The organism is Halobacillus faecis (assembly GCF_007991335.1).
GTDB lineage: Bacteria > Bacillota > Bacilli > Bacillales > Halobacillaceae > Halobacillus > Halobacillus faecis.
Genome location: NZ_BJYD01000015.1, coordinates 1 through 17640 on the forward strand (window position 1 = coordinate 1; position 17640 = coordinate 17640).

At 43.9% G+C, this 17640-nt stretch carries 17 protein-coding genes and 1 riboswitch; of the genes, 14 read left to right on the plus strand and 3 right to left on the minus strand.

Annotated features, from left to right (window positions below):
• Nucleotides 1–92 precede the first annotated feature (92 nt).
• Together HFA01_RS08455 and HFA01_RS08460 are read right to left on the minus strand one after the other, a co-directional pair.
• Nucleotides 93–1277, minus strand: a complete 1185-nt coding sequence (locus tag HFA01_RS08455) for an MFS transporter (RefSeq protein ID WP_146815187.1) — start codon at nucleotides 1275–1277, stop codon at nucleotides 93–95.
• An 84-nt stretch (nucleotides 1278–1361) separates the two neighbouring features.
• Nucleotides 1362–2438 (minus strand): AI-2E family transporter, encoded by a 1077-nt coding sequence (locus tag HFA01_RS08460; protein ID WP_146815189.1) that lies wholly within the window; start codon nucleotides 2436–2438, stop codon nucleotides 1362–1364.
• Between the two features lie 137 nt (nucleotides 2439–2575).
• On the opposite strand from HFA01_RS08460, the gene pepT reads away from it, so the two are divergent.
• From pepT to HFA01_RS08485, 5 genes are all read left to right on the plus strand, one after another.
• Nucleotides 2576–3808: a peptidase T gene (gene pepT / locus HFA01_RS08465; RefSeq protein WP_146815191.1), complete on the plus strand. Its 1233-nt coding sequence runs from the start codon at nucleotides 2576–2578 to the stop codon at nucleotides 3806–3808.
• A 316-nt stretch (nucleotides 3809–4124) separates the two neighbouring features.
• The gene (locus tag HFA01_RS08470; RefSeq protein ID WP_146815193.1) at nucleotides 4125–4901 is read left to right on the plus strand and encodes a TerC family protein; all 777 of its coding nucleotides are present in this window, start codon (nucleotides 4125–4127) and stop codon (nucleotides 4899–4901) included.
• A gap of 107 nt (nucleotides 4902–5008) precedes the next feature.
• Nucleotides 5009–5203: an SE1561 family protein gene (locus HFA01_RS08475; protein WP_146815196.1), complete on the plus strand. Its 195-nt coding sequence runs from the start codon at nucleotides 5009–5011 to the stop codon at nucleotides 5201–5203.
• On the plus strand, nucleotides 5200–5655 hold the full coding sequence (locus HFA01_RS08480; protein WP_146815198.1) for a GNAT family N-acetyltransferase: 456 nt from the start codon (nucleotides 5200–5202) through the stop codon (nucleotides 5653–5655). Before HFA01_RS08475 ends, HFA01_RS08480 begins: the two co-directional genes overlap by 4 nt.
• 17 nt (nucleotides 5656–5672) lie before the next feature.
• The gene (locus HFA01_RS08485) at nucleotides 5673–6122 is read left to right on the plus strand and encodes an OsmC family protein (RefSeq protein ID WP_146815200.1); all 450 of its coding nucleotides are present in this window, start codon (nucleotides 5673–5675) and stop codon (nucleotides 6120–6122) included.
• Nucleotides 6123–6189: 67 nt separating this feature from the next.
• Here the strand turns inward: HFA01_RS08485 and HFA01_RS08490 are convergent, their stop codons facing one another.
• Entirely contained in the window at nucleotides 6190–7851 is a 1662-nt protein-coding gene (locus HFA01_RS08490; RefSeq protein WP_146815202.1) for a glycoside hydrolase family 13 protein, read from the minus strand.
• Between the two features lie 292 nt (nucleotides 7852–8143).
• Nucleotides 8144–8294: riboswitch (FMN riboswitch) on the plus strand.
• A 162-nt stretch (nucleotides 8295–8456) separates the two neighbouring features.
• On the opposite strand from HFA01_RS08490, the gene ribD reads away from it, so the two are divergent.
• From ribD to HFA01_RS08535, 9 genes are all read left to right on the plus strand, one after another.
• Nucleotides 8457–9533: a bifunctional diaminohydroxyphosphoribosylaminopyrimidine deaminase/5-amino-6-(5-phosphoribosylamino)uracil reductase RibD gene (ribD, locus tag HFA01_RS08495; RefSeq protein WP_146815222.1), complete on the plus strand. Its 1077-nt coding sequence runs from the start codon at nucleotides 8457–8459 to the stop codon at nucleotides 9531–9533.
• Complete coding sequence (gene ribE / locus HFA01_RS08500) at nucleotides 9533–10183, plus strand: riboflavin synthase (protein WP_146815204.1); 651 nt, start codon at nucleotides 9533–9535, stop codon at nucleotides 10181–10183. Before ribD ends, ribE begins: the two co-directional genes overlap by 1 nt.
• Nucleotides 10184–10195: 12 nt before the next feature.
• Nucleotides 10196–11389: a bifunctional 3,4-dihydroxy-2-butanone-4-phosphate synthase/GTP cyclohydrolase II gene (locus HFA01_RS08505; RefSeq protein ID WP_146815206.1), complete on the plus strand. Its 1194-nt coding sequence runs from the start codon at nucleotides 10196–10198 to the stop codon at nucleotides 11387–11389.
• Nucleotides 11390–11405: 16 nt separating this feature from the next.
• Nucleotides 11406–11873: a 6,7-dimethyl-8-ribityllumazine synthase gene (ribH, locus tag HFA01_RS08510; RefSeq protein WP_146815208.1), complete on the plus strand. Its 468-nt coding sequence runs from the start codon at nucleotides 11406–11408 to the stop codon at nucleotides 11871–11873.
• Nucleotides 11874–12060: 187 nt separating this feature from the next.
• A complete protein-coding gene (locus tag HFA01_RS08515) occupies nucleotides 12061–13485 on the plus strand; it encodes a cryptochrome/photolyase family protein (RefSeq protein ID WP_146815210.1) in 1425 nt (474 codons plus the stop codon).
• Nucleotides 13486–13559: 74 nt separating this feature from the next.
• Entirely contained in the window at nucleotides 13560–14801 is a 1242-nt protein-coding gene (locus HFA01_RS08520; RefSeq protein WP_146815212.1) for an aminopeptidase, read from the plus strand.
• Nucleotides 14802–14971: 170 nt separating this feature from the next.
• Nucleotides 14972–15988 (plus strand): acyltransferase family protein, encoded by a 1017-nt coding sequence (locus tag HFA01_RS08525; RefSeq protein ID WP_146815214.1) that lies wholly within the window; start codon nucleotides 14972–14974, stop codon nucleotides 15986–15988.
• Between the two features lie 58 nt (nucleotides 15989–16046).
• The gene (locus HFA01_RS08530; RefSeq protein WP_146815218.1) at nucleotides 16047–16862 is read left to right on the plus strand and encodes a GNAT family N-acetyltransferase; all 816 of its coding nucleotides are present in this window, start codon (nucleotides 16047–16049) and stop codon (nucleotides 16860–16862) included.
• Between the two features lie 57 nt (nucleotides 16863–16919).
• On the plus strand, nucleotides 16920–17585 hold the full coding sequence (locus HFA01_RS08535; protein WP_146815220.1) for a type 1 glutamine amidotransferase domain-containing protein: 666 nt from the start codon (nucleotides 16920–16922) through the stop codon (nucleotides 17583–17585).
• The last annotated feature ends 55 nt before the right edge of the window (nucleotides 17586–17640 follow it).

Sequence of the window (17640 nt, forward strand, 5' to 3'; positions counted from 1 at the left end):
CATTCCCTGTAGCCCCCATCCACTCAATAAAAGTCTCGAAACTGAGTCTTCCGCAATCCTGCCATATTATTCAATAAGCGATGGGTAAAACTTTATTCGGGAGCTACCCAGGGTTCGGTTTGTTTTCTGTAGTCCAAAATCGTGAGCAGCAGTACAAAAAGGAAGAGAAAGCTGGACAGCTTAAATAGCGTAGCCGTTTCGACAAACTGATAAATAAACCCAAGAATGAATGCACTTGATCCGATTCCGAGATCAATCGATGAATAGTACATCCCGTTAGCAATCCCGCTTCGCTCTGTCGTCGTTTTGGAAATGACCCATGCTTGAAGCGCAGGCATCATGGATCCAAAACCAATTCCAAACAAAGCCCCCGCAATGATTAAGTGAACGTTTGAACTGGCAAGAGCGAGCACCCACATGGCACCGAACGATATGAATGAACAAATCATGATCAACTTCCACGGACCGTTTTTATCAAAGTATCGACCTGTGACCGGTCTCGTTATGGTCGCAAATACAGCATTAAAGAAATAAAAGAGAAAAGTGCCGGTAAGACCTTGTTCGTTGCCGAAAATCACGATATAGGTAACCACAGATCCGTAGCCGAAAGTATTCAAAATCGTAACAAGGGCCGGATACCAGCTTCTTTTTTCGATGAGAGAACCAGTAAAAGAAAAACGTGGAGGATCTTCTTGGTTCTTATATACTTGCTCCGGTGTAACAAAACGAGTAACAGAGAAGAGTAGGATGGCAATGATTCCTAAGGCAGCAGCAATGCCGACAAGTAGGTCAAAGGAATAATTCTGATAAAGGTAAATGCCCAGGCTTGGAGCCATGATCATCCCCACCGTTACAGAGAGTCCGAAGTACCCCATGCCTTCTCCAACACGTCTTCTCGGAACGAGATCCACGGCAGCGGTCCCGTTTACCGTTGTAGACCATCCCCATGCAATCCCGTGGATGAAACGAATAATCAACAGAATGACAACCACTTGGGTAATCGGGTAAAGGGCGGTCATGACTAGTAGGGAAATGGCTCCGATCAAAACAAGGATTTTACGTGGACGCGTCATCAGCAGATGGCCGATGAAAGGGCGAATAATGATTGCGGCAAAGGCGAACATCGTTGTGATCAGTCCTACTTGTAAACTCGATCCTCCAATGGATTCAATATAGGGAGGCAGGTTTGGAAGAAGCATTTGAAAGCTCATAAATGTAAATAGATTGGCTAAGATTAAAAAAATGAACGGCCATGTCCAAAGTTTCGGTTGTGGCATTTTTATTTTCCTCGCTTCCATTTCGAGTTGGAATCCTATTTGCAAAAAATGAAACCCACTATAAATAGCGGGCTTCATCTGATCTTATTCTGGATTCGTTGTTTCTCTTCTTTCGAGCCACTCTTCATAAAAATGACTGATGATGGCTTTCAATACGGCATAAGTCGGAATCGCGAACAACAATCCAAGGAATCCGGCGAGGCTTCCGGCTGCCAGGATCAAAGTGATGATGGTCAGTGGGTGGATACTGAGCGCTTTCCCCATAACGTTTGGTGATACGAAATTCCCTTCCAGTTGCTGTGCGATAATTGTTATAACAGCCACCCAGACAGCGAGGATCGGGTCCTGAAACAGCCCGACGAGTAAGGCTGGAATTACAGCTAAAAATGGACCAACAAAAGGAATGACATTCATCACCATGGCAAACAAGGCCAGGGTAAGGGCGTATCTTAAATCTATAATCATGTAGCCAATCAAAAGCAGGAGACCAACGACTATACTTACCGTCATTTGGCCCAGGATGAAAGCATTCAGCGTGTAATCCACAGAACGAGCCAGCTTCTCGAAACTCTTAGCAGTACGATCACTTAGAAACTTCTTAATGAAGGGCACCAGCTTATCTCCATCTTTCAACATGAAGAAAAGGAAGAAAGGGATTAGCACAAGGGCAAAGACAAAACCGATCAGCTGACTGACGACGTTGATAATGACCGTTGGTGCTCCTTGTAAATAGGTTTCTAAGTTATTGACTACATTATCAATGGTACTGTTGAATTCACTTGGGATAATATCCTGGTTTTGCTGCCAGTACGTAACGGTTTCACTTAGCATATCAGCCATATCAGGAATATTGTTCACAAGTTTTGTGAATTGCTCCTGGGCGATAGGAGCAATGAAACGGGTGATCAAGAATCCTATAAATATGTAGAAGAGGAAGATGATCAAAATACCCAGTATGCGTGGAACACGGTATTTTTCTAATAGCTGCAGCATCGGACGAGAAATATAAAAAAGAATCCCTCCGCCAATGAGAGGAACAGCGATGGCTGCAATATAGGTTAAAATAGGTTCAAAGAAAAAATGGATTTGGTTTAATAATAAAACCAACAGGGAGAGAAGGATAGCGGTAACAATGACTTGGAACCAACGTTTATGAATCAAAAGCGGACACACCTTTTTATAAGAGTTTAATCACTATGTTAAGAATACCAAAGTTTGCCGGTGAAGCAATACATTTACTTTTAATCTTAGTGAGAATAAACTGAAAAAAGAAGCATGAATTTCGAGGAGGAACTGGAATGAAGAATGAGTTATTAGAACGTTTTACTTCTTATGTGAAAATCGATACGCAATCGGATGAAAACAGTTCGACAACACCTTCGACCGAAAAGCAATGGGAGCTAGCGAATCAACTGGTGGATGAACTGAAGGAGATGGGACTGGAGGAGGTCACTGTCGATGATCACGCCTATGTGATGGCCACCCTTCCCGCTAATACGGATAAAGAAGTTCCTGTTATCGGTTTTCTCGCGCACATCGATACAGCAACAGACTTTACTGGGGCAGGAGTGAACCCGAAAGTGGTAGAGGATTATGACGGTGGCGCAATAGAATTGAGTGAGGGTGTTGTGTTGTCACCGGAAGAGTTTCCGGAACTTCCTACATATAAAGGGCAGACATTGATTACGACAGACGGCACGACACTTCTCGGAGCGGACAACAAAGCAGGAATTACGGAAATTATGACTGCCCTAAATCATTTGAAGAAGAACCCGGATATCAAACATGGAAAAATCCGTGTAGCTTTTACGCCGGATGAGGAGATTGGCAGGGGCCCTCATAAATTTGATGTGGAGCGTTTTGGTGCGTCTTATGCTTATACTGTCGATGGTGGTCCATTGGGAGAACTCCAATATGAGAGTTTCAATGCGGCAACAGCTAAAGTGACCTTCCACGGCCACAGTGTTCACCCGGGGACAGCAAAAGATAAAATGGTGAATGCGGCCAAGTTGGCGGTGGCTTTTCAAGGTTCCTTACCCGAAATAGAAGCGCCAGAGCATACAGAAGGTTTTGAGGGATTTTACCATCTTCACTCCATACAGGGGGATGTAGAGAAAGCTGAATTGACATACTTGATTCGGGATCATGACAAAGCTGCGTTTCAACAGAAAAAAGAGAAGATGAAGCGAATAGCGGAAACCATCCGTGAAAACTACGGCATGAAACGAGTGGAACTGACGATAGAAGATCAATATTACAACATGGGAGATAAAATCAAACCTGTGAAACACATTGTTGATATCGCACATGAGGCCATGCTGAATAAAAAAGTAGAGCCGCTTGTGAAACCGATTAGGGGAGGAACGGACGGATCTCAACTTTCCTACATGGGACTGCCAACGCCGAACCTATTCACAGGTGGAGAGAACTTCCACGGGAAGTACGAATACATTTCGCTTGAAAGTATGGAAAAAGCCACCCAGGTCATTGTCGAGATTGCACGGTTATTTGAAGAAAAGTCAGAAAAGTAACAGAAGCTGCGAATAGCTCAAACGTTCGTTCAATATTGCATAAGGAAACCTTCCTGTCCTCATACTAGAATTATTCTATAATGTGGGCAGGAAGTCGTTGACAAAACATCGTTGCGTGCTATGATGAAGGATAGATGTAGCATTCCTAAAGGGGAGTAGCTGGGACAATAAAGTCGTCATTTCGGGAAAACATTCCCCGGCTTTATTGGCAACGGAAGTTGTTAGCGAGACCTTTACCCACTGTGGTAAAGGTCTATTCTTTTGGTCCTTACCATAGTGGTCGGGACCATTTTTTATGGAAAAGGAGAGAATCGAATTGGATGCTCAATTATTGATTGAATACGGTTGGGTGTTGATCGTGCTTGTCGGTCTGGAAGGAATTCTGGCCGCAGACAACGCGCTTGTCCTAGCCATCATGGTTAAACACCTCCCGGAAGAAAAAAGAAAAAAGGCATTATTTTACGGTTTAGCGGGTGCATTTATACTTAGATTTGGATCTCTGTTTATCATTTCCTTCCTTGTAGATGTATGGCAGGTTCAAGCATTGGGAGCCGCTTACTTACTTTTCATTTCAGGAAAACACCTCTTTGACCGGTGGCGGACTAAAGGGGATGATTATGAAGAGGAAATGGAAGAGGATGCAGGAAATCAGAGAGGGAAAGGCTTTTGGGCTACTGTCCTTAAAGTAGAGCTTGCCGACCTGGCTTTCGCGGTGGATTCTATATTAGCTGCCGTCGCTCTTGCTGTTGCCTTGCCTGAAACAGATTTACCGGATGTTGGAAGTCTTGATGGCGGTCAATTTGCCGTTATACTTACGGGTGGTATGATTGGAATTATCATCATGCGTTTTGCCGCAGGTTATTTTGTGAAACTTTTGAAATCCCGTCCAGGCTTAGAAGTAGCGGCCTTTGTCATTGTAGGCTGGGTCGGTGTGAAGTTGGTTGTATCTACACTGGCACACCCGAATATTCAAATCCTGGATGAGCACTTTGCTCATTCCGCCTTATGGAAAATCATCTTCTATTCTGTCCTTGTCCTTATTGCAGTACTCGGATGGTTCTTATCAGAGAAAAAAGAAGTGGAAGAAGAATAACAACAAAGCTGTGGCCCTCGCCACAGCTTTTCTTATGGGCAAAATCTTTTACTTTCCTTATGAGCCATGTAAGATGAAAGGAGAGGAAAATAAAGGAGGGCTTTTGAATGGGCAAAGCAGCTCAACATCCTTCACAACAGTTTCACTATATAAAGAATAGAATTCAAATGCTTAATCAAGTCGTTTCCAGCATGGATGCAGAAAATGTGGACATCCAGGATTTCAATCGTGTTCTGGATATGATTGAGCAGCTCCAGGTGAAAATGACCCGCTTCAAAAAAGATTGGGAGCAGGAATCATGAAGATCCAATGGACACCGATCACCCAACAAGATGCAGAGATAATTGCAGGCTGGAAATATCCTGAACCCTATAATTTTTATAATATGACGGCAGATGAAGAGGATTTGGAGCTATTCTTAGATCCGGAGAAGAGGAGTCCTCATACGTACAGCGCATATTTAAATGGGGATTTGATCGGCTTTATGACGTTGGACTTAAGCAATCATCCCACGATCGATATCGGATTAGGTATGCATCCGGATGAAGCAGGAAAAGGGAAAGGGGAGGGTTTTGTTAACTCGTGTCTTTCCTTTGCGGCAAAAAGGTGCCAATCAGCAGCTTTCACGCTTTCCGTTGCTACATTTAATAAGCGGGCCATTGCCGTTTACGAGCGTGTTGGTTTTAAAAAGAAGCAGACATTCATGCAGGCAACGAACGGGGGACATTATGAGTTCCTTTCTATGGAAAAATAATAAAGGAGAGTGACATCATGGCTTTGCATCATTTTCACTTAAAAGCTGACTGGCCAGGTGGAAGGAATGAAGTCGGCTATATCGAGTCAGAAAAATTGAAAACAAAAATATCGATCCCGAAAGAGATGGATGGTCCAGACATAGGAACCAATCCAGACGAGATGCTTCTCGGAGCGGCGGCTACCTGTTATATCATCAGCCTCGCTGCTATGATTGAAAGGGCAGAGCTTCCATTAGAAGAAATGGATATGCAGTCAGAAGGAATTGTGGATGTGACTGATGGAGTCTTCACCTATCAAAAAATTATCCACAGACCGAGAGTGGTCCTGCGCGCGGAAGCGGATGAAAAAGATTTATCCAAATTGGATCGCCTTGTTGATAAGGCGGAAAAGAGCTGCATGATCTCAAAAGCCATTCAGGGAAATGTTGAACTTGAAATGGAAGCAGACACAAGCATTGCTAAATGACGAAAAGGACGGTCACCTAAGGTGACCGTCCTTTTTTGTGCTCATCAAGCTGATTGAAGACAAGAAGTTATTGGTTTAATAAATACACTCGTGATTCAAAAGGTTTAAGTGTGAAACGCGTTTCATCCACATGTTTATCTACAATGAGGTTTGACAGAATTAAATCTTTCGAGTTCAGTTTGTAAGAGGACTGGAATGCTGCTGTATTTTTCGTCAAGTTTGCAATCACTATAGCGGTTTTACCATCAAGTGTTCTTGTATAAGCATAAATCTGTTTGTCGTCCGGAAGAATCAACTCATACGTCCCATAAGTGAACAGGTCATACTGTTTCTTCAGACGAATCATTTCTTTATAATGATTCAGAATGGAATGTGGGTCATCCTGTTGATCTGCGACATTGATGGTTTTATAGTTTGAATTGATTTTCATCCACGGCGTACCACTTGTGAATCCGGCATTCTCTTCATGACTCCATTGCATAGGCGTCCGGCTGTTATCCCTGGAAGTATTCCAAAGAATCTCCATGATCTCTTCATGGGACATGCCTTGTTCTTTTTTCGTCTTGTACAAGTTCTTGGCTGCGACATCATCATAATCTTCAATAGATGGAAAGGCCACATTTGTCATGCCAATTTCCTGCCCTTGATAAATATAGGGTGTTCCCTGCATAAAGAAATACATGGTTGCAATGGACGTTGCACTTTCGCGCCAGTAGACTTCGTCGTCGCCCCATGTGGATACTACACGGGCTTTATCGTGGTTTTCTACGAACAGAGCGTTCCATCCGTCCCCTTCTAAAGCTTTCTGCCACCGTGTGAGGACTTTTTTCAGTCCTGGGATATCCAACTGTTGTTCTGCATCCTGATCCCAAAGGTCCAGGTGTTCAAATTGAAAAATCATGTCCATTTTTCCGTTATCGCCGACCCAGAGGTCTGCCTCATCGGCACTGACACCATTGGCTTCACCGACGGTCATGACGTCATATTTGCTGTACGTTTCGTCTTTGAATTCTTGTAGAAATTCATGGATGCCTTCTTGGTTCATGTGCATATCGAAAGAAGAAACGTATTTTTGTTTTTTCGGATTTGGCATATCCGGGAAGTCCGGTCGTTTTTTGATGTGACTGATGGCGTCGATTCGGAAGCCATCAATACCTTTTTCCAACCACCAGTTGACGGTATCATATAAGGCTTCACGTACTTCAGGATTTTCCCAGTTCAGATCAGGCTGTTTTGTAGAGAACACGTGCAAATAATATTGCTCTGTTTTTTCATCGTACTGCCAGGCAGAACCATCAAAGATACTTTCCCAGTTGTTTGGCTCAGCACCATTTTTCCCGTCACGCCAAATGTACCAGTCACGCTTAGGGTCGTCTTTGGAGCTTCTTGATTCGATGAACCAAGGGTGTTCATCACTGGTGTGGTTGAGAACAAGGTCAATGATCAGTTTCATGTCCCGTTTGTGAACTTCCTGAAGTAATCGATCGAAATCATCCATCGTCCCGAATTCTTCTAATATGTCCTGGTAATCGGAGATATCATAGCCGTTGTCGTCTTTAGGAGACTTGTACATTGGGCAGATCCATATAAAATCGATGCCCATTTCTTTAAGATAATCTAGTCTGTCGATCATTCCTTGCAAATCACCGATTCCGTCACCGTTCGAATCTTGAAAGCTACGAGGATAGACTTGATACCCAACGGCTTCCTTCCACCATACACGTTCCATAATATTCCCTCATTTCGTTCCATTAATAGTTGACGATTCCAATTATATGCAACCGATTGCGCATCTTGTTAAAAAATAAAACTTGATATTCATTCCAAGTTTTTATAGGTTTGTTATTTGATAAGTTTTCTTAAGGTTGTGCAAACGTTTTCCTAATGTAATCTATCTTAGCCGATTTTATTTGTTTTTACAATAGGGATTGTAATGAAAATTGAAAATAGAAGAGTTCATTTGAATTGCACTTCCAAAACAAATCCGATATGATTTAGAGTGTAACACCTAATTGAATCACGTAAACCTTCGGGGTCGGGTGAAAGTCCCAGCCGGCGGTAATGAGCATAATGCTCCGAGCCCGCGACGGAGAATCAGTGTTAAGCACGGTTCTCCCTGATTTGGTGAAACTCCAAAGCCGACAGTTAAAGTCTGGATGGGAGAAGGTTGTAGAAACGTAAAGGTACAAAAACCAAAGCAATACGTGTACCCTTTTTTAAGTGTATGCGATTTACGTTCAACGACCCTGGAGAAGTCTGTCTTCTTCAGGGTTTTTTATTTTTCCTGGACTTAATAAAAAGGAGGTGGAGGTCTTGGATCGGGATGAAAGATACATGAGAATCGCGATAGACATGGCGCGGGAAACGGTTGGTCAAACAAGTCCGAACCCTTCTGTTGCTGCGATTGTCGTTAAGCATAATCAGATCGTGGGTGTAGGTGTGCACGTCAAGGCAGGAGAACCTCATGCTGAAATCCATGCGCTTCGTATGGCAGGCGAGAAGGCGAAAGATGCTGAGATTTATGTCACGCTCGAACCTTGCAGTCACCATGGGCAGACCCCCCCATGTGCAGAAGCAGTCATCGAAGCTGGCATAAAGAGAGTCGTGGTTGCATCCAATGACCCTAATCCTAAAGTGTCCGGCAGAGGGATTCGAATGATGAGAGAACGTGGTCTTGAAGTGAAGACAGGAGTGTTGAAAAGAGAAGCGGATGACATGAATACTTCCTTTTTTCACTTCATTCAAAAGAAAGAACCTTATGTCCGCTTAAAGACAGCAATGAGTCTGGATGGGAAGATTGCCACGTCTACAGGTGAGAGTCAGTGGATTACAGGAGAGGAAGCACGGTTGGATGGCCACCACTATAGACATCTCTCTGATGCGATACTAGTTGGAATTAACACGGTGCTCATGGATAACCCTAAACTGACGACGCGTATAGAAGGTCAAGGCCGTCACCCGAAAAGGATCGTCCTTGATACCCATCTTAGAATACCGCCTTCTTCTCAGTTGATTCAGGACGACTCGGCACCAACGTGGATTTTCGTAGGGAGTCGTGTAAAAGAAGAAGAGATGAATCTCTATAAAAACTATAAACACGTAACCGTCATCCAGCTTCATAATGAACAGGTTTCCATAGAAGAAGTTCTGCGGTATTTAGGTGAACAAAAAGTCACTTCTCTGCTTGTTGAAGGAGGAGCAACGATTGCTGATGCCTTCGTAAGGGCAGGAAGAGTGGATGAAACGGTAACGTATATGGCCCCTAAGTTAATCGGAGGGAAAGAAGCATTGACGCCTGTAGGCGGTAAAGGAATAGAGCAATTAAAGAATGTAAGCTCCTTTGAAATTGTCTCGACTGAAAAAATGGGAGATGACATTAAAATTGTTTCCGTTAGAAAAGGAGAATCTTAATGTTTACTGGGATTGTTGAAGAAATAGGAACATTAAAATCAGTACAAAATAAAACAGAAGCTCTCGAAGTGAACATTTCAGCCAAAGAAGTATTATCAGACGTCAAATTAGGGGGCAGTATTTCCGTCAATGGCGTGTGTTTGACTGTAACAAACTATACGGAGCAGACGGTCTCTTTTGATGTGATGCCTGAAACTTACAGAGCTACGAACATCCATGAACTGCAGCAAGGAGATCCGGTTAATTTAGAGCGTGCAATGGCTGCAGGTGGACGTTTCGGGGGACATCTTGTTTCCGGGCATATTGATGGAACGGGTAGAATTGTATCCAAAAAGCCTGAATCTAATGCCGTTTATTATGAAATTGAACTACCTGAAGAACTTATTCATTATTTCGTTTATAAAGGTTCCATCGCTGTGGACGGCACTTCCCTGACGGTGTTCGGTGTTGATGACTCCAAGGTGACGATTTCACTTATTCCTCATACGATGGAGCACACGGTGCTCGGCGCAAAAGGACCTGGAGACAGTGTGAATATAGAGTGCGACATGATCGGAAAGTACGTCGCTCATTTTTTGAGCGGACAAAATAAAGAAGAGCCAAAGTCGAGTCTGTCTAAACAGTTTCTTTCCGACAACGGCTTTGCATAAGAGGGTGAAATGATGTTTGATTCCGTTGAAAAAGCGATTGAAGATTTAAAGCAGGGGAAACTCGTCATTGTATGCGATGACGAAGATCGTGAAAATGAAGGAGACTTAATAGGGGTTGCTGAGTACGCATCGCCTGAAATGATCAATTTCATGATCAAACATGGTCGCGGACTTGTCTGCGCACCGATTACTAATGAGCTGGCTCGGGACTTAGAGCTGGTGCCTATGGTCGATAACAACTCAGACCCCAATCAAACCGCCTTCACTGTAAGTATCGATCACAAAGATACAACAACAGGAATATCTGCGGATGAACGGGCATTGACAATTAAGGAGATGTTGAATCCCGAGACGACGGCAGCGGACTTCCAAAAGCCGGGGCATATCTTTCCTTTAATAGCTAAAGAAGGCGGCGTCCTGCGTCGAGCGGGGCATACAGAAGCGTCTGTAGATCTTGCCAAGCTTGCAGGAGCGCGACCAGCTGGTGTTATTTGTGAAATCATTAAAGATGATGGAACGATGGCTCGTGTGCCTGATCTTCGAAAGATGGCGGATGAGTTCGATCTACCAATGATCACGATTGCAGACCTTATTCAATACCGCCATAAAAAAGAAAACCACGTCAAACGCGAAGTGGAAGTGAAAATGCCGACAGAATACGGAGATTTCCGTGCGATCGGTTTTTCCAATGATATTGACTTTAAAGATCATATCGCACTCGTCAAAGGGGAAATCAATCCGGAAGAGCCAACGCTTGTCCGTGTCCACTCTGAATGTTTGACCGGAGATGTGTTCGGTTCCTACCGTTGTGATTGTGGTCCGCAGCTGCATAACGCACTGAGACAGATTTCTGAGAACGGAAGCGGCGTCCTATTATATATGAGACAGGAAGGGCGTGGGATCGGACTAATGAATAAACTTCAAGCCTACAAACTTCAGGAAGAAGGTTTGGATACGGTTGAAGCGAACGAAAAGCTTGGGTTCGGGCCTGATTTGAGAGATTACGGTGTCGGCGCACAGATCCTTAAAGATCTTGGAATTACAAAGCTGCGACTTCTTACGAACAATCCGAAAAAGATCTCCGGCCTTGGCGGTTTTGGTTTGGAAATCGTCGATCGTGTTCCAATCCAAATGGAATCCAGGGAAGAAAATGAAAGATATCTAAAAACGAAGCAATCGAAAATGGGACATTTATTTCACTACTAGAAGGGATGAAGAAATCATGGTAAAAACGATAGAAGGTAATCTTGTAGGCACAGGGTTGAAAGTAGGAATCGTCGTAGGTCGTTTCAACGATTTCATTACAGGAAAGTTATATGAAGGCGCGGTTGATGCGTTCAAGCGTCATGGCGTTGAATTGAATGATGTTGAAGTTGCTTATGTACCAGGAGCCTTCGAAATTCCACTCGTGGCTAGTAAAATGGCGAACTCAGGAAAGTACGATGCGGTCGTTACACTTGGAGCGGTGATCCGTGGTTCCACCCCTCACTTCGATTATGTATGTAATGAAGCGGCTAAAGGGGTTTCGCAGGCCTCACAACAAAGTGGTATTCCAGTGATCTTCGGAGTCATCACGACAGACACGATCGAACAAGCGATTGAGCGCGCGGGTACAAAGGCAGGAAATAAGGGCTGGGAAGCAGCTACTGCTGCCATCGAAATGGCAACCCTACTGAAAAACTTCGAATAAATGAGGGGAGCTGACCAGGGTACTGGTCAGCTTTTTTTTGAGCGAAGGGGCTTCCGATGTGAGAATGCCCGTTTACTCATAAACACCAAAAGTACGAGTAAGATGATGTCCACATGTGGATAAGTGGTTGACTGTAGTTTATATCCACAAGTAAAAAGGAAGGGTAAAGAGTGAAGGAGGGGGAAGGATGTCAAGAAGAGCTGTATGGTTTAGGCGGGATTTAAGATTGAATGACCAAACCGCTTTAGCGAAAGCGTTAGAACATACAAAAGAAAACGATGATATTTTACTGTTTTTTCATATCCATCCATCCTTAAATGAATCATTTACACCGAGGCATGATTATTTTTTTCAAACATTAAAGGGTCTTGTAGACAGGGCAGAAGAATTAAAGGCTCCGATTCATTTCATTTATGGAGATACCGAAGAAGCGTTTGAACATCTCCTGAAGGAATCGAAAGTGGATATGGTTTATTTCAATAGAGATGAAGTCGGATTTGGAAAAGACCGCGATGATGCGATTTCTGAATACTTATCGCGGAATGAGGTGAAAGTTCATTCATACATTGATCACCATCTTCACGGGGCCGGTGAAGTGAAGAAAAATGACGGAGGGTTTTATAAGGTTTTCTCTCCCTACCTTAAGAAGTGGAAGCAGCTTCAAAAGCCGGCGATTCAGAAGGTCGATCTTGATCAGTTATCTGATTCCGCCCTGGATGAGCGGGAGGCATTTTCTGATGGACGTCAAGCATATGATGACTTGATCAAAAAAATAGACGGCTCGTATGACGGAGTCGGAGAAAAAGACGCGCTCGAACGATTGGAACATTTTCTGGATGAGGACATTTACGACTATGATGAGCGGCGGGACTTTCCTGCTGTTGATGGGACGAGTCTAATGTCGCGTTTTCTTCGTACAGGGGCGATATCGATCAGAACCATCTACCATAAAATCGAAGAGGATGTAGATTACAGAAAAAATACATCAGGGGTCGACACGTACATTTCTGAGCTTGCCTGGCGCGATTTTTATAACATGATCTACCATTCCTATCCTGATGCTAATTCTACAGAAATGGTGGAAAAATACAGAGGGATTCCGTGGAACAATGATGATGAAATGCTTGAAAAATGGAAAGAAGGACAGACAGGATTTCCGCTGATTGATGCCGCGATGCGCCAATTAAATGAAACGGGTTGGATGCATAACCGTTTGCGGATGGCTGTGGCCTCATTTTTAACGAAAGACCTGCTTATGGATTGGCGGGAAGGGGAACGATACTTCTCTGAACGGTTGGTGGATTATGATCCAGCTTCAAACATAGGGGGCTGGCAATGGGCGGCCTCTACGGGAACGGATCCTGTCCCATATTTCCGTGTCTTCAATCCGACTCGGCAGTCCGAGCGGTTCGACCCCCATGGGCGTTTCATAAAAGAGTGGCTCCCTGAACTTGAAAACGTGAATAAAAAACACATCCATGAGCCATCTAAAATGACAGAAGAAGAGCAGGAGGAAGCGGGGTGCATAATCGGTGAGGATTATCCAGCACCGATCGTCGACCATAAAACGATGAGGGAACGAGCGATTGAAATGTTTAAAGATAAAGCGTGAAGGCGTCCGTTCTAGGAAACATGAACAGAATATGAAATAATAAACAGAGAATGAAGAAGTTGGAGGGTCAGATATTGAGTAACCATCAGAAACAATTAGAAAAGTATGCCGATCTTGCTTTGAAAAAAGGTGTGAATCTACAAAGAGGACAAGGTTTGATCATCAATGCTCCAATTGAAGCCGCAGAGCTTGTCCGCACGATTTCAGCGAAAGCTTATGGCAGAGGAGCGAAGAATGTTCATTTGGAATGGAATGATGAAGTTCTCAGCTTCATGAAAATGAAGAACGCTCCTATGGAAGTGCTCGAGAACTTCCCTAAATGGAAAGCGGAAGGCTTGGAAGAGATGGTCAAGGACGGCTATGCGCTTTTATCCATTTACGGACCGAATCCAGATTTGTTCAAGGGCATCGATTCAGAGCGGATAGCTAAGGCGAATAAAGCCAGTGGAGAAGCTCTCACGAAGTATAGAGACTATATTATGAACGATAAAACCACATGGTCGATCATTGCTTACCCACAGGAAGCATGGGCTCAAAAGGTATTTCCGGATGATTCGCCTGAAAAAGCGCAGGACAAGTTGTGGGAACAAATTTTCCATATTACACGAATCGATCAGGAAGATCCGCTCAAAGCATGGGAAGAGCATAACGAAAAGCTTCGTCAGGCTCGCGAGTACCTGAATCAAAAGCAATACAAGAAGCTTCACTATAAGGGACCTGGCACTGAGTTGTCCATCGAGCTCGTCCAGAACCACATTTGGCATGGCGGTTCGACGACTTCAGAAAAAGGGACGGAATTCAACCCGAACATTCCGACAGAAGAAGTGTTCACCATGCCTCACAAAACAGGGGTCCAAGGAAAAGTGACGAGTACAAAACCTCTCAACTATGGAGGCAACCTGATCGAAAACTTCACGCTCACGTTCGAGAATGGAAAAGTCGTCGACTATCAAGCGGAATCTGGAGAAGAGACGTTAAAGCATCTGCTAGAGAGTGATGATGGAGCGAAACGTCTTGGCGAGGTTGCTCTTGTTCCAAATGAATCTCCAATTTCTAAATCAGGGCACATTTTCTATAACACGCTTTATGATGAAAATGCTTCCTGTCATCTGGCTTTAGGAAAAGCTTACCCGACTAATATCCGCGGAGGATCATCCTTCAATAAAGAACAAATGGATTCCCATGGGGTCAACGACAGTTTGATCCATGAGGATTTCATGATGGGGTCCGATGAGTTGGACATTGATGGGGAAACAAAAGAAGGTGAATTCGAAGCCATTTTCCGTAAAGGTTCATGGGCGATCGACTTCAAATGATTCCAGCGAGGCATCCGTAGAGGGTGCCTCTTTTTTAGACGTAACAATTCATAACAGAAGATAACAATTGGTTTACATATGGTTTAAAAATGAATAAAAGTGCCTTAAAAAGCACAGGAATGTGGTAAACATGAGGTAGAGGATTAATCGATTATGAAGGGTGAGACAACATGAAACGTGATGCCTTTTTTGATAATGCCAAACTTGTTCTTATTTTTCTCGTCGTCTTTGGTCATATCATTCAGCCGTTTACAGACGGATCAAGGCCGATGTACACATTATATACTTGGATTTATACGTTCCACATGCCTGCATTCATCTTTCTTGCCGGGTTCTTTGCAAAAGGGTCAGGAGAGAAAGACTACATCTTACAATTAGCGAAAAAATTGATCTTGCCTTATCTCATTTTCCAACTTGTTTACACGGGATACTATTTCTTCATAGGAAAAGGAGCGACCTTGAGTGGGATTTTCTATCCTCACTGGTCTCTGTGGTTCCTTTTCAGTTTGTTCTGCTGGCACATCCTGCTTTATTGGTTCAAAAAGATCCCTCCTTTCCTTGGAGTGGCCATTGCCGTGCAAATTGGTGTGCTCGTTGGGTACTTCAGTGACATCGGGCATCATTTCAGCTTGTCCCGGACGTTCGTTTTCTTCCCGTTTTTCCTAGTAGGGTATTGGTTGACGAAGGAACACGTCCACAAATGGAGAACTCGTCGAGTAAGAGAAGTCAGCCTTGTGGTGATGGGCATCGTTGCTTCCGTGATTGCACTATTTCCGGAATTCAGCTCAGGCTGGCTCCTGGGCTCTAAATCGTATGAAGTACTGGGAAGCCCCGAAATGGGAGGCGTGTTCCGCTTAGGTGTTTATGTTCTTGCCGCCGTTATGACCATCAGTGTCCTTGCGTGGATTCCGAACACACAATACCGTCTCACTTACCTGGGCGGAAGGACGTTATATGTTTACTTGCTGCACGGATTCTTCATTCAATTTTTCCGTCAGGCCGATTGGTTTAAGGTTGACCACGTGTTTGACGTCTTAGGTCTTGCGATCGTAGCTGCTGCGATTGTGTATGTGTTATCAAGCGGAATCATCCGCACGCTGACACAGCCATTTATAGAGGGACGCACACAGCTCTTGAAAAAATGGTGGCACCGAATCAATCATAAAGATTCTTCTTTTCAGTCCTAAGAAGGGTTTCCCTCCTTTGTAGAGAATGTGTAAGTGAAAGAAAAGGAGGGGAAGCCTGATGAAAGTGATTTCTATGAAAGATTGTTCGTTTGAAGATGCTCTCACATCTTGGAATGAGGGATTTCAAGATTATTCGGTCCCCATTCAAATGGTACTGGATAGATTCTTAAGAATGCTGAGCTCTAAACGATTATCCCCCGCTTATTCATTCATCGTGTACGATGGGAAAAAGCCTGTAGGGATTGTTTTGAATGGGATTCAGGATATTGAGGGCATAAAAACGGCATACAACGGAGGGACAGCTGTTCACCCTTCGTATCGGAAAAGAGGAGTGGGACGCTTACTGGTTCACTCCTCTTTATCTATGTATAAAAAAGAAAACGCCTCTCTAGCCACATTAGAAGCGATATCAGATAATCAATCCGCTATCGCTTTATATGAAACTTACGGATATAAGGTCGTGGATCATTTACATATCATGAGATCCACACCCGTGCGGCGGGATACTGGAGGAAACCTTCAGCGCTTAAAACCCATAGAAGAGTCTGAATGGAAGGAGCAAATGTCCGAAGGGGATTATCCATGGCAGAATCAATCCTTTTCCATAGATGAAGGGGAGTTTTTCAAGGTTACGGATGGTGAAAGAACACAGGGTGGCTTGATTTTCACTCGAAATGATAAGGGATCCATCACATTATTTCAGCTACAGTCTGAAAACAAGGGGAAAGAATGTCTGAAAACCCTTCGTTCAAGTTATCCAAATGCCATCATCACTGCTTTCAATATACCTGAAGGAAGCCCCGCCTATGAAGCATTGAAGGAAGAAGGATTCGAAACCCAATTGCAGCAAGTTTGGATGAAGAAAGTATTGTGATTGAAATGACTTCAGTTGTAAATAATAGGAGGGATATGTACAAGGAGGTTGCTAATCATGGATCAAAAGATATTGATGATTGTGACGAATGCGGACCAATTGGACGGGAAACATGAAACAGGATTGTGGCTTCAGGAATTTGTCGAACCTGCCACAGAATTTCAGGAAGCAGGGTATGAAGTGGTAGCGGCCAGCCCCAAAGGAGGACGTCCTCCCATCGATCCGAACAGCTATAGCAATAGACTGCCAAAGGTTTGGGACGGGGTTATGGAACCAATCAATAAAACAGTTCCTTTAGCGGAAGTAGACCCAACAGAATTTGCTGGAATCTTTCTTTGCGGAGGACATGGGACGATGATCGACTTCCCGGAAAATGATGAGCTTGAAGAATTACTCCGACACTTCTTAACAGAAGGAAAAGTCATTGGCTCCGTATGTCACGGTCCGGCTGGCTTTGTGGGTGTGGAAGACCATAATGGCCAGCCGCTTGTGGAGGGGAAAAAAATCACCGGCTTTACGAATGAGGAAGAAAAAGATACCGGGCTTGATTCCGTTGTCCCCTTTATGCTTGAGGATCGTTTGAAGGAAGCTGGGGCAGAGTTTGATTCAGGTGATGCCTATTCGGATCACGTCGTCAGTGATGATCCATTCGTCACCGGACAAAACCCACAGTCTAGCCTCTCAACCGCACAGAAAATGCTGGAACTCCTAAAAAACCGCTAAGCTCCTAAAAGCTTAGCGGTTTTTTTCCATATAAGCTCCCGTTTGTTGAAGACTC

Coding starts and splice junctions, on each gene's coding strand:
- HFA01_RS08525 (WP_146815214.1), top strand. CDS start 14,972: ATGAAACGTGATGCCTTTTTTGATAATGCCAAACTTGTTCTTATTTTT.
- HFA01_RS08480 (WP_146815198.1), top strand. CDS start 5,200: ATGAAGATCCAATGGACACCGATCACCCAACAAGATGCAGAGATAATT.
- pepT (WP_146815191.1), top strand. CDS start 2,576: ATGAAGAATGAGTTATTAGAACGTTTTACTTCTTATGTGAAAATCGAT.
- HFA01_RS08530 (WP_146815218.1), top strand. CDS start 16,047: ATGAAAGTGATTTCTATGAAAGATTGTTCGTTTGAAGATGCTCTCACA.
- HFA01_RS08515 (WP_146815210.1), top strand. CDS start 12,061: ATGTCAAGAAGAGCTGTATGGTTTAGGCGGGATTTAAGATTGAATGAC.
- ribH (WP_146815208.1), top strand. CDS start 11,406: ATGGTAAAAACGATAGAAGGTAATCTTGTAGGCACAGGGTTGAAAGTA.
- HFA01_RS08455 (WP_146815187.1), bottom strand. CDS start 1,277: ATGCCACAACCGAAACTTTGGACATGGCCGTTCATTTTTTTAATCTTA.
- HFA01_RS08485 (WP_146815200.1), top strand. CDS start 5,673: ATGGCTTTGCATCATTTTCACTTAAAAGCTGACTGGCCAGGTGGAAGG.
- HFA01_RS08490 (WP_146815202.1), bottom strand. CDS start 7,851: ATGGAACGTGTATGGTGGAAGGAAGCCGTTGGGTATCAAGTCTATCCT.
- HFA01_RS08475 (WP_146815196.1), top strand. CDS start 5,009: ATGGGCAAAGCAGCTCAACATCCTTCACAACAGTTTCACTATATAAAG.
- HFA01_RS08535 (WP_146815220.1), top strand. CDS start 16,920: ATGGATCAAAAGATATTGATGATTGTGACGAATGCGGACCAATTGGAC.
- HFA01_RS08505 (WP_146815206.1), top strand. CDS start 10,196: ATGTTTGATTCCGTTGAAAAAGCGATTGAAGATTTAAAGCAGGGGAAA.
- ribE (WP_146815204.1), top strand. CDS start 9,533: ATGTTTACTGGGATTGTTGAAGAAATAGGAACATTAAAATCAGTACAA.
- ribD (WP_146815222.1), top strand. CDS start 8,457: ATGAGAATCGCGATAGACATGGCGCGGGAAACGGTTGGTCAAACAAGT.